The sequence below is a fragment of the Nocardia brasiliensis IFM 10847 genome (assembly GCF_000710915.1).
Taxonomy (GTDB): Bacteria; Actinomycetota; Actinomycetes; order Mycobacteriales; family Mycobacteriaceae; genus Nocardia; species Nocardia brasiliensis_A.
Genome location: NZ_BAUA01000153.1, coordinates 51,741 through 62,984, shown reverse-complemented (window position 1 = coordinate 62,984; position 11,244 = coordinate 51,741). Strand labels below are relative to the sequence as shown.

The 11,244-nt window shown below is 69.9% G+C and carries 9 protein-coding genes; 6 read left to right on the top strand and 3 right to left on the bottom strand.

Annotation, left to right across the window (positions count from 1 at the left end):
• Window positions 1-15 precede the first annotated feature (15 nt).
• The 6 genes from NBRGI_RS29955 to NBRGI_RS29930 all read left to right on the top strand — a co-directional run bounded on the left by NBRGI_RS29955 (window position 16) and on the right by NBRGI_RS29930 (window position 7,460).
• Window positions 16-645 carry a fasciclin domain-containing protein gene (locus NBRGI_RS29955; RefSeq protein WP_029900548.1) on the top strand — a complete coding sequence of 210 codons (630 nt, stop codon included), beginning with the start codon at window positions 16-18 and terminating at the stop codon, window positions 643-645.
• Window positions 646-757: 112 nt separating this feature from the next.
• Window positions 758-1,411, top strand: a complete 654-nt coding sequence (sigK, locus tag NBRGI_RS29950) for an ECF RNA polymerase sigma factor SigK (protein ID WP_029900547.1) — start codon at window positions 758-760, stop codon at window positions 1,409-1,411.
• On the top strand, window positions 1,408-2,118 hold the full coding sequence (locus NBRGI_RS29945; RefSeq protein WP_029900546.1) for an anti-sigma factor: 711 nt from the start codon (window positions 1,408-1,410) through the stop codon (window positions 2,116-2,118). The genes sigK and NBRGI_RS29945 overlap by 4 nt, the downstream gene beginning before the upstream one ends.
• 82 nt (window positions 2,119-2,200) lie before the next feature.
• On the top strand, window positions 2,201-3,985 hold the full coding sequence (locus NBRGI_RS29940; protein WP_063726329.1) for a molybdopterin-dependent oxidoreductase: 1,785 nt from the start codon (window positions 2,201-2,203) through the stop codon (window positions 3,983-3,985).
• A 261-nt stretch (window positions 3,986-4,246) separates the two neighbouring features.
• A complete protein-coding gene (locus tag NBRGI_RS29935; protein WP_148310991.1) occupies window positions 4,247-6,433 on the top strand; it encodes an aminotransferase class III-fold pyridoxal phosphate-dependent enzyme in 2,187 nt (728 codons plus the stop codon).
• Window positions 6,434-6,584: 151 nt separating this feature from the next.
• Window positions 6,585-7,460: a response regulator transcription factor gene (locus NBRGI_RS29930; protein ID WP_051728139.1), complete on the top strand. Its 876-nt coding sequence runs from the start codon at window positions 6,585-6,587 to the stop codon at window positions 7,458-7,460.
• Here the strand turns inward: NBRGI_RS29930 and fabG are convergent.
• The 3 genes from fabG to NBRGI_RS29915 are packed head-to-tail and all read right to left on the bottom strand — an operon-like array spanning window position 7,406 to window position 11,242.
• The gene (fabG, locus tag NBRGI_RS29925) at window positions 7,406-8,110 is read right to left on the bottom strand and encodes a 3-oxoacyl-ACP reductase FabG (protein ID WP_029900542.1); all 705 of its coding nucleotides are present in this window, start codon (window positions 8,108-8,110) and stop codon (window positions 7,406-7,408) included. The two genes, NBRGI_RS29930 and fabG, sit on opposite strands and share 55 nt — an antisense overlap.
• Before the next feature lie 19 nt (window positions 8,111-8,129).
• Entirely contained in the window at window positions 8,130-10,487 is a 2,358-nt protein-coding gene (locus NBRGI_RS29920) for an ABC transporter permease (protein ID WP_029900541.1), read from the bottom strand.
• Window positions 10,484-11,242, bottom strand: coding sequence for an ABC transporter ATP-binding protein (locus NBRGI_RS29915; protein WP_029900540.1), 759 nt, complete (start codon window positions 11,240-11,242; stop codon window positions 10,484-10,486). The genes NBRGI_RS29920 and NBRGI_RS29915 overlap by 4 nt, the downstream gene beginning before the upstream one ends.
• Between the last annotated feature and the right edge of the window lie 2 nt (window positions 11,243-11,244).

Sequence of the window (11,244 nt, the reverse complement as noted above, 5' to 3'; positions counted from 1 at the left end):
ACAACGATGACAGTTATGCGACGTTCGGTCGTGGCAGCGATGGTGCTCGGCGCGGCGCTGGCCGGCGCGTCGGCCTGCTCGTCCGACAAGTCCGATACGGCTGCCGAGCCCTCGTCCTCGGCGGCGATGACGACGTCCGCGGCCGCCGCGGGCGATCTGGTCGGCCCTGGCTGCGCGGCCTACGCCCAGCAGGTGCCGACCGGTGCGGGTTCGGTCAGCGGGATGGCGCAGGACCCGGTGGCGACCGCGGCCTCGCACAATCCGCTGCTGACCACGCTGGTCGCGGCGGTATCCGGCAAACTCAACCCGCAGGTGAATCTGGTCGATACGCTCAACGGCGGCCAGTTCACGGTGTTCGCCCCGGTCGACGCGGCGTTCGCGAAAATCGATCCGGCCACGGTGGATTCGCTGAAGACCGACTCGGCCACGCTCACCAAGATCCTCACCTATCACGTGGTGCCGGGCCAGGTCGGTCCGGATCGCATCGCGGGCACGCACAAGACCGTCCAGGGCGATACCGTGACGGTCGCGCGCAACGGTGACGACATCAAGGTCGGCAACGCGTCGGTGATCTGCGGCGGCGTCAAGACCGCCAATGCCACTGTGTACATGATCGATACCGTGCTCATGCCGCCCGCTGCCTGATCTGCTCCACTGTCCGCCAATGGTCCCTCCCCTCAGGAGTCGAGCTCGACGTGTTGCTGTCGCAGATCCCTACCCTGTTCGCCCTCGCCTGCGGTGGAACGGGGAGGTGACCATGCCGGAGGAACCGAAGCTCACCGCGATCCGCCTGCGCCGCACCGGTGGCGACGGCGGACCGTCCTGTCCGCCACGGGTCGATCCCGAGGAAGCGGCGCTGACCCGGCGGCTGCTCGGGCTGCTGGACGCGGTGGCGTCCGGTGATCGAGACGCGTTCACCGAGTTCTATCGGGCGACCAGCCACCGGGTGTTCGGCCTGGCGCTGCGCATCCTGCGCAGCCACGCCGCGGCCGAGGAGATCACCCAGGAGGTGTACCTGCAGGTCTGGTCGCTGGCGGCGGGGTACGACCGCAAGCTGTCCAGTCCGATGGGTTGGCTGATGATGCTGACCCACCGGCGGGCGGTGGACCGGGTGCGCCGGGAACAGTCCGCCGCCACCCGCGACATCGCTTACGGCCAAGCACATCTGGGCCGCGACCACGATGTCGTCGCCGAGGAGGTCGGGCAGCGCTTCGACGAACAGTCGGTGCTGGACTGCCTGGACACGCTGACCGAGATCCAGCGCCAGGCCGTCGCACTGGCCTACTACAGCGGCCGCACCTACAGCGAGGTGGCCGACCACCTGGCGGTGCCGCTGCCCACCGTCAAGAGCCGGATCCGGGACGGATTGAAGCGGCTGGAGAATTGCCTGACAGGGAGTGATACCCGATGAACGACACCGAGCGGTCCGGCGGGGATCTGCTCGATCTGGCCTACCCGTACGCCATGGACGCGGTCGCCGAGCTCGAGCGGCGCAGCATCGAGCACCGGCTGCGCGACGCCGACCCGGCCGTCGCCGCCGCCTTCGCCACGATCGTGTCCGGGGTGCGGGAAACGTTGGCGGCGTTGACCGTACTCGATGCCACGGCGCCGCCGCCGACGCTGGAGGCGACGTTGCTGCGGGCACTGGACACCTCCGCCGGTGCACCGGCCAAGCAGGGGATCGGGCGGCTGCGCTGGGTGGCGGCGGCCGCCGCCGTGGTCGTCGCGATCGGTGCGGGTGCGGTGGTGTACCGCAACAGCACGGCCCCGCCCACCGGGATCACCGCGCAAGTGGTGCTCGCCCAGCCGGACGTGCTGACCCGGTCCGCGCCGGTCGCCGGGGGTGGTCGGCTCGTCGTGCACACTTCAGCCGGAATCGGAGCCGCCACAGCGTCTTTCGAGGACGTACCCGCGCCCGCGCCGGGGCGTTCCTATCAGATGTGGCTGGTCGCCACCGACGGGGCGACGCGCTCGGTCGGTGTGATGACCGAGCTGCCCAGCGGTCCGGCGGTGGTGACGCGCTTCGACGCCGTCGACGTCCTGGCCGTCACCGACGAACCGGCCGCCGGTTCACCGAAGCCGACCGGTGACGCCATCGCGAAGATCGGACTCGCCTGATCCGGATTCGTAGCGGATCGGCGGCGTCGCGCTCGCAGTGCCGCGGAATTCCATTCGCCCACGCTCGATAAGGGAGCGAACCATGAAACAGAGTGTGGCACCGCCATATCCGAATGCGGTCACCGAGCGGCCCGAGCGCGGCATCCTTGCGGCCGCGCTGGCCGGGGTGCTCGCGGCGCTGACCGTGCTCGGGGTCGGCCATCTCGTCGCCGCGGTGTTCGATCCGGCCGCCTCGCCCTTCTATGCGATGGGCGCGGCGGTGGTCGACCACACCCCGCACGCGTTGAAGGACGCCGCGATTCGCCGTTTCGGCAGCAACGACAAACTCGCCCTGTTCGTCTCGATGGCGGCGGTGATGCTGCTCTTCGCCGCGCTCCTCGGCGTACTGGAGCGCAAACGCCCCTTCGGCACCGCGCTGCTGGTACTGCTCGGCGCGGTAGTCCTCGGCGCAGCCCTGCAACGCCCCACCGCCACACCGCTGTTCGCCCTGCCGACCATAATCGGCGTCGCGGCAGGGGTCTTGGCCCTGCCCCTGCTCACGCGAGCCGCGCGGGCTTCGAATGCGGCGTCGGCGACGAAAACTGCTGGAGCAGATGGCCGTCCGGCAACCGCCCGGTCCTACGGCGCAATGGGCACGCCCGATCGGCAAAGCGCTGGGGCCGTGCAGGTTCCAGGCGACGGCTCGCGGTCCGCACGCCCTTCGTGGTGGCGGGCACGCACGCGGTCGGTAGGCGCTCTGCGGCCGCAGGGGGTGGCATCAGCCGAAAGCGGAAGTGCTGGGCGGGGTGCGCCGTCGCAGCGCCCCTCGCGACGGCGGTTTCTCGCGCTTGCGGCGGGGGTGGGAGCGGTTGCGGTCGGGGCCGGGGTGGCGGGGCAGTGGATCGGGGCGCGGTTGCGGGATGTGGTGGCGGATCGGGCGAAGTTCGTGGTGCCGCGTGCGCAGGCGGTGGCAGCGCCCAGTCTCGAGGTGGCGCCGCGAGTTTCGGGGCTCACCGAGTTCGTGACGCCCAACGATCGGTTCTATCGGGTCGACACGGCTTTGCAGCTGCCTGCGCTGACCAGTGCTGAGTGGCGGCTACGGGTGCACGGGTTGGTGGAACGGCCCCGGGAATGGGATTTCGACGCATTGCGGCGGCGAAACGCGGTGCAGCGCATGATCACCCTGACGTGTGTCTCCAACGAGGTCGGCGGCGAGCTGGCGGGCACGGCCGTCTGGACCGGATACCCCTTGGCCGAATTGCTGGCCGAGGTGGGCGTGCGTCCCGAGGCCGATATGCTGCTGTCCCGCAGCGTCGACGGATTCACCGCGGGCACACCGGTTTCGGCGGTCCTGGACGGCCGGGACGCCTTGCTCGCGGTGGGCATGAACGGCGCGCCGCTGCCCATCGCGCACGGCTATCCGGCCCGGCTGATCGTGCCCGGTCTCTACGGCTACGTCTCTGCCACCAAATGGGTGATCGACCTCGAGCTCACCCGGTTCGACCGCGCCGAGGCGTACTGGACCGAACGGGACTGGGCCGCACAGGCGCCCATCAAGACCGCGTCCCGGATCGACGTCCCTGCCTCCTTCGCGACCGTGCCCGCCGGGGAGGTCGTGGTCGCCGGTGTCGCCTGGGCCCAGCACCGCGGCATCGACGCGGTCGAGGTGCAGGTCGACGATCAGCCGTGGCAACCGGCCACGCTGGCCGCGGAATACTCCCTCGACACCTGGCGGCAGTGGACCTGGCGCTGGCGCGCCGAACCCGGCACGCACACCTTGCGCGTGCGCGCGACCGACCGCGCCGGGATCACCCAGACCGACCATCGCGCACCGCCGTTCCCCGACGGCTCGACCGGCTGGCACAGTCGCGTCGTCACCGTCGGGTGAACTCGCGCCGGGCCGCGTTTCCGCGCCCCGGACGCGAATTCCGCGCGGCTGCCGAAACTATTGGCACAGTGCGGGGTACGCGATCGTACCAGTATCGCGGGCCTATCCGACAAGTGTTGATATCCGGCTCATCATTCGTCCGATGATGACCCGATTCACCGCGGCTATTCTGACACCAATTGATCATGTCCACGATAAGTGGACGGGCGGATCGAGCGAAGTACCGCCGCATCTCGGATGAGTTCAGCAAGGAGCGTGGCAATGTCCACTGGCGTAGCTCCGGAAGGCTCCCGAGGATCGCCGCGACACATTCCGGGCGTATTTCCCGGCGCATCCGATCGGGTCCGCGAAATAGTGGCCGAACGGGTTGCCGCGCGCTCGCCGAACATGGTGCTGGCGAGCACCTATGTGCCGCCGGAGGGCGTCGTCGCGGCCTATCTGTTGCATCGCTTGCTCAGCAGCGGCGATACCACCGGCGTCGCATGGCATTCGGTGTTCGTGAATTCCGGTGTCGAGGCGCTCGGCACCGTGACGAAATACCTGCGCAATCGGCACAATCGCCACGCCGCCGCGGGGCACTGCCGCATTCTCGTGCTTGATCCGACCGGGACCGCGTACCACGCCTTCGGGCATTCGGTTCCCGGACTGCGTGCGCTCGTCGCCGACGGCATGCGGATCGTGGGCTCCGCCGAGGAGTTCTCGGGCCTGCTCGCCACCGGGTGGGATTCGTATGTGGTGGTCCTCGACGGCCTTTCGGCCGACGAGGCGGCGGCGCTGCGCGGCACACTGGCGGCGGAGCGTGTGAAAGGACGCCCGGTCGCCTGGGGCCTGCTCGGCGCCGAGGACGCGCTTTCCCGCTGGCGCGCCGCCGCGACCTGTGCCGACCTCGCCTTTCTGGGCGAGGTCTGTGTCGGCAACGAGATGCCCTGTGGCACGGTCTCGTTCACCAGAGACATGTTCGCGCTGTGGAACAACACCATGGACAGCATCGCGCACGTGTCGACCTTCGGCGGCAATGGGCTCGCCATGCGGATGCTGTGCGACACCGTGCTCGGCTGGCGGCCGATCGGCCGCCGGGAACGCGCGGCGATCGAGCGCATGCGGCACAGCGACGCGACCCGCAGCGCCCGCCTGCGCATGCACGCCAACACCTGGCAGACCAGGGCGATCGATCTCGCGGCGATCAACGTCACCTTCGACCGGGCCGAGGGCGTCACCTATCGGCGGGGCACGCGCGCCTATACGGATCTGGCGTCCGGCACCGGTCCCGCGTTCCGCGGACACAACGTGCAGTCGGTCGAGATGATCCGTACGGCGGGCACCGGTGACGAAACCTCGCGCCTGGAAAGCGAACTCGCGCGCCTGACCGGGCTGCCGTTCCTGTTGCCCGCGGTGAGCGGGCAGAGTGCCGTCGACAACGCGGTGCTCACCGCGCTGTGCTGCCGGCCCGGCCGGACGGCGGTACTCACGTTGCGCGGCAACTATTCCGGGAAGGGTCCGCTCTCGCTGGCGTTGAGCCGGACCAGTTCGTTCTTCCGCGACCGCGACCGGAATGCTTTCAGCCCCTATCCGGTCGACGTGCTCGAGGTGGATCCCGAGGACATTGCCGCCCTGCGACAGGCGCTGCGCCGTGACGATCTCGCGCTGGTCTGGCTGGAACTCGTGCAGGGTTACGATTGCCTCGAGATATCGCCCGGCGTGCTCGACGAGATCGAGCGGCACCGCGCGAGCGCCGGTTTCCTGGTGGGGGTCGACGAGATATTCAGCGGTTTCTGGCGCTGCGATATCGACCATTTCTTGACCTGTACCGGTCGCGGGTTCCGGCCGGATCTGGTCGCCCTGTCGAAGGCGCTGAGCGACGCGCTGATCCCCATCGGCGCGACGTTGCTGTCGGCGGCGGTGTTCGAGCAGTTGTCGCAGGCCGCGCCGGACACCGCGCAGTGGCTGCGCACGCACTATCGCAACGATCTGGCGGCCGGCCTGGCCCGTGCGGCGATCGTGGCGGCCGAACCGGACCGGCATCGCGCGGCGCAGGTTGCCGCGGCCATGGAGGAGATGCTGCGACGTGCCGCGCGCGCCCCGCTGTTCGCGGGCTATCGCCGGGTCGGCCTGCTCGGCAGGCTGGTGCTGTCCCCGCGGGCGATCGGCGCGCGGCCCCGCCCGTCGGTCCAGAACTACGCCGAGGCGGTGATCGCGCGTTTGATCATGCGGCGGTGCGGGGCAATTACGCTGCAAATGCGGATAGCGCCGAGTACCGCCGGCGCGGACGCGGACGAGTTGATCGCCGCCATGTCGCGGGTCGGGGAGTTTCTGGAACGACTGCCGCGGTGGACCGTGGATCGCACCACGCTGGCCGCGGCGGCCGGCACGATCGGGCGGGAAATAGCGGCGGGCATCGCGAGGATGCGGGAAGGATACGGTGATCGAAAAGCTCGGTCCCCGGGTTGAGAATGGATTATCGCGTCCGGTGAAACGACAACGTGCACAGATAAAATCGTTGATTTGTACATTCCATCGGCAGTGGAACAAAGCGATGGTCGAACTGTTTACGTGCTACCCTGGTGAGCATTCGCTGGGAATGATGGGAGCGTGAGATGTCTTGTCACGCAATGGAACCGATCCAGCGGATCACACCACACCGCAATCGCGCGGCACACTCGCGCCACTCGTCCCCGTTCCGGCGGTGAACGAGGGCCGCGGCTCCGGCGCCGCGGCGCACCGGCAGGCGACCATTCGTGCCGTGGTCTGTGCGGACAGCGCCCTGATGCGCAGAGGACTGTGCGCACAATTCGACCGTGAGCCGGATATCGATGTGGTGGACGATGTTTCGGGCGGCCACGCCTTACTCGGAGCGGTCCGGGCGCACGCACCCGACGTCGTGTTGCTCGTCGGCGCCGTCGAAGGAAAACACCGCCTGGCCGAGCTCGTCGCGGCCGCGAAGGTGATCATGGTGATGCCGGAGGAAGACGTCGCGCGCGCGGTCAAGCTGGTGCGTGCGGGGGTACGGGGACTGCTGTCCTCGGGCTGCTCGCCGTTCGAGCTGCTGTGCGCCATTCGGGTGGTGGCGGTCGGCAACCGGCTCGTGGTGCCGCCGCAGATCGTCGGCGGACTCGACCACGTCGTCGCGCCCGCGGTGGCGCGTAACTCCGATATGCAGGTGGCGGGCAGCTTGACCCGGCGCGAGGCCGAGGTGCTCGGGCTGCTCGCGCACGGCCGCTCGAATGCCGAAATCGCCCGGCAGCTCTCGGTTTCGGCGACCACGGTGCGCAGCCACGTGCACCACGTGCTGCAGAAGCTGGCGGTCGGCACGCGCGGGCAGGCGGTCGCGGTGGCCTACGAGACCGGTTTGATCGCGCTGCTCGAGGCGGGCGCCGCGGGCAACGGGCACGACGACGGCCGCGCCGCGCTGCGCAGCGGCCGTCAGTGGCCCATGCCGAGTCCGCCGTCCACCGGAATCACCGCGCCGGTGATGTAGCCCGCGTCCGCACCGGCGAGAAACGCCACCACCCTGGCGATCTCGGCGGCCGCGGCGATCCGGCCGAGCGGTATCTTCTTGGTGACCTCGGCGCGCCACTGCGGGGTGAGCGACGCGGTCATATCGGTGTCCACGAACCCGGGTGCGACCACGTTGACCGTGATGTTGCGCGCGCCCAGTTCCCGCACCAGCGACCGGGCCAGCCCGATCAGGCCCGCCTTGGAGGCGGCGTAATTGGTCTGCCCCGCCGAGCCGAGCAGCGCCGTCACCGACGACACGAGGATGATCCGGCCGCGCCGCTGCCGGATCATGGTCCGCGCCGCCCGGTTGATCACCCGGAACGCGCCGACCAGGTTGGTGTCCACCACCGACGCGAACTCGTCCTCGGTCATCGCCGCCAGCAGCACGTCTCTGGTGATGCCCGCGTTGGCGACCAGCACGTCGACAGGTCCGAGTTCCTGTTCGATCAGCGCGAACGCGGCGTCGACCTGCCGTTCGTCGGTGACATCGCAAGGGACGCCGAACAATCCGTCGGGCGGCGCGCCCTTGCGCATCGAGACCGCCACCGGCTTGCCGCCGCGCGCGAGTTCACGCGCGATGGCCAGCCCGATCCCGCGATTACCGCCGGTGACGAAGGCGGAGTGGTTCATCAGCGCACCTCCTGGCGGCTCAATCGGATCGTTCGCGCAGGACCGCGGCGAGGTCGAGGCCGCGCACGGCCCGCAGCCCGGGCAGCAGCGACACGGTCGCGACGCACAGGACGACCAGCGCCGCGCCGCCGAGCGTGCCGGGGCGGACCACCAGATCCAGCTGGAACTGGTCGTTGGCGTAGGTGGACAGGAAACTGTGCCCGCCGAGCACCCCGAGCACCAGGCCCGGTCCGATGCCGAGCAGGGTCAGCAGCAGGTTCTCACCGGTGATCAGGCGTGCGAGCATGCCGTGCGGCATCCCACCGGCGCGCAGCACGCCGACCTCGCGCCGTCGCTCGACGATATTGATCGACATGGTGGTGAAGATGATCGCGAACGCCATCGAACCGCCCAGGGCGAGCATCACGCCGATGAACACGAAGAAGAATCCGGCGTACCGGTCGATCAACCGGTTCACCTCGTCTAGATCCTCGTAGGCCGCGACACCGGGCCGCTCGGACAGTGTGCGCCGGACCTGGTCGGGGTCGGCGTCCGGGGTGAGGCGCAGCAGGGCGGAATTGATCGGCACCGGCGCACCCGCGAGCGCGTCGAGCTGCTCTAGCGTGCAGTAGGCGAAGGTGCCGATCGGCTCGTCGAGCACACCCGCGATCGGCACGCGAACCGCTTGCGCGCCGGGCACTTCGACCTCGACGAGGTCGCCGGCCGAGACGCCCAGCAGCTGCCGGACCCCCTTGCCGACCAGCAGGCCGCGGTCCGGCCGGACGGCCGGGCTCCCCGGCGTCGGCCGCAGTCCGTGCATCGTGGTGTCGCGCGGCAGCGCGATCAACACGGTCGGGTAGGCGGCGCGGTCCGTGGCGAGGGTGATCGGCAACTGCACCATCGGTTCGGCGGCGGCCACACCCGCGTCCCCGGTCAGTTCGGCCAGTCGGCGCTGGTCGGCCGCGACGGTGAAATCCACTCGGGCGTCGGCGGTTTGCACCTGATGGAAGGACACGTCCAACGCCTCGGTCATGGTGTCGAGCATCGTCCACGAGGTCAGCATGACCACCAGCGACAGCGCGGTGCCGAGCACGGTGCTCCAGGTGCGCCGCGGGCTGCGCCCGATCGCGCGCAGCACCAGCAGCCAGCGGGCCGGCAGCCGCCGCAACACCGGAATCACCCGCTCCAGCACACTGATCCGGCCCGGACCCCTCGGCGGGGTACCGCGCATCGCCGCCGCGGGGGGCGTGCGGAAGGCGAGCAAGGCCGGGGCGAGCGCGCCGAGTGCACCCGCCGCGACACCGAACAGCAGTGCGCCGATCAGGGTGATCGGCGCGACCTCGACGACCGCCGCGGACGCGGGCAGGTCGATCGCCCGGAGGTAGATCCGGCTCAACGCGCCGGATCCGGCGAGCCCCACCAGGATTCCGCCGAGTGCGCCGGCCAGTCCCGCCACGATCCCGTACTGCAGGTAGTGCCACAGCAACGTCGTGCGCGACACACCGCCGGCCAGCAGCACGCCGATCACCGGGCGCTCGGCCCGCACCCGCCGATGCAGCAGCACGTAGGACACCAGACCGGCGACACTCAGGAACAGCAGCGGAAACAGATAGGCGAGCTGACCGAAGGCGTCGATGTCCATGCGCAGCAACCAGTTCGACGGTTGCTCCGCGCGGGTGAGCACCTCCGTCGCGCCGTGCGCGGCGGCCAGTTCCCGAATCCGGGTGACCGCGTCGGAACCCGGCGATTCGGCCAAGCGGATCACCACCTGATCGGCGGCGCCGGCGGCCAGCGCGGTGGCCAGCGGCTCGGCGGCGAAGAGGACGCCGAAGTTGTCGGGCAGCGGGAACATGTCGCGACGGCTGCGCGCGGGCCAGAGGTATTCGGCCGAGGAGGCTACGCCCGCGACGGCCACCTCGCGCCACCCCCCGGGCCCGAGCACGGATAGTGTTGCGCCGCTGCGCAACCCGAAGTGATCGGCCAGATGGTGTTCGACCAGCACCTCGTTCGCACCCGGGTAGTGCCCGGACAGCAGCGTCGGGGCGTTCACCGCGGGCGGCCGGTCGGCGGGCAGGCCGATGACGCGGCCGCGCAGTTTGTCGGCCCCGACCCGCAGCGGCAGATCGACCTGCGTGCGCACGACCGCATCCGCGACCCCCGGCACGGCGTTCGCCCCGGCCGCGAGTGCGGCCGTGTCTCCGCCGCTCACCCAGACGTCGGCGAAACGTTCCGTCTCGAAGGTGCCGTCATAGGAGGCGTTCAGATTCCGGTAGGCCCCGTAGGACGCGGTGAACAGCGCCACGCCGAGCACGATGATCATCGTCTGCGCGGCGAATTGCGGCCACTGAGCGCGCATGTCGCGCAACAGTTTCCGGCGTAGCGTCGGATGCCGGGTCACCAGGAGACCTCGTCTGCGGGCAGCGGCGCGGCCTGGTGGAGGTCGGCGACGATGCGCCCGGATCGCATGCGCAGCACCCGGTCGGCGATGGCGGCGATCGCCTGGTTGTGCGTGACGAGCACGACCGCGTGGTCGGCCCGGCGGCACAGGCGTTGCAGCAGCGCCAGCACACCGCGGCCGGTGTCCAGGTCCAGCGCGCCCGTCGGTTCGTCGCACAGCAGCAGCCGGGGCCGGTTCACCAGCGCCCGTGCGATCGCGACGCGCTGCTGCTGACCGCCCGAAAGCTGTGCCGGAAAACGATCCGCGCAGTCGGCCAAGCCGACCTGGGTCAACACGTCGTGTACCCGGGCGCCGACCGGTCCGCCGGTCAATTCGGCCAGTACGGCGATGTTCTCGGCGGCCGTGAGCGTCGGCACGAGGTTGAAGAACTGGTAGACGAAACTCAACGTGGTACGGCGCAGCGCCGCCATGCCCTTCGCGTCCAGCTCGGTGAGTGTGTGCCCGTTGATGCTGATCGCGCCGGTGGTCGGGGTCTCGATCCCGCCGAGCACATTGAGCAGCGTGGTCTTGCCCGAGCCCGAAGGACCGAGCACGACGAGTAATTCGCCCGCCGCGATGGTCAGGTCACATTCGGCCAGCGCGTGCACGGCCGTGTCCGCACTGCCGAAGGTCTTCGAAACTCCGCGCAGCACTGCGAGCGGGGTGGCCGAGGGCATCGTGGTCGCGCGGTGATCGTGGCCGGGGGAGCGGGTCATCG

Coding starts and splice junctions, on each gene's coding strand:
- fabG (WP_029900542.1), bottom strand. CDS start 8,110: ATGAACCACTCCGCCTTCGTCACCGGCGGTAATCGCGGGATCGGGCTG.
- sigK (WP_029900547.1), top strand. CDS start 758: ATGCCGGAGGAACCGAAGCTCACCGCGATCCGCCTGCGCCGCACCGGT.
- NBRGI_RS29915 (WP_029900540.1), bottom strand. CDS start 11,242: ATGACCCGCTCCCCCGGCCACGATCACCGCGCGACCACGATGCCCTCG.
- NBRGI_RS29955 (WP_029900548.1), top strand. CDS start 16: ATGCGACGTTCGGTCGTGGCAGCGATGGTGCTCGGCGCGGCGCTGGCC.
- NBRGI_RS29945 (WP_029900546.1), top strand. CDS start 1,408: ATGAACGACACCGAGCGGTCCGGCGGGGATCTGCTCGATCTGGCCTAC.
- NBRGI_RS29940 (WP_063726329.1), top strand. CDS start 2,201: ATGAAACAGAGTGTGGCACCGCCATATCCGAATGCGGTCACCGAGCGG.
- NBRGI_RS29935 (WP_148310991.1), top strand. CDS start 4,247: ATGTCCACTGGCGTAGCTCCGGAAGGCTCCCGAGGATCGCCGCGACAC.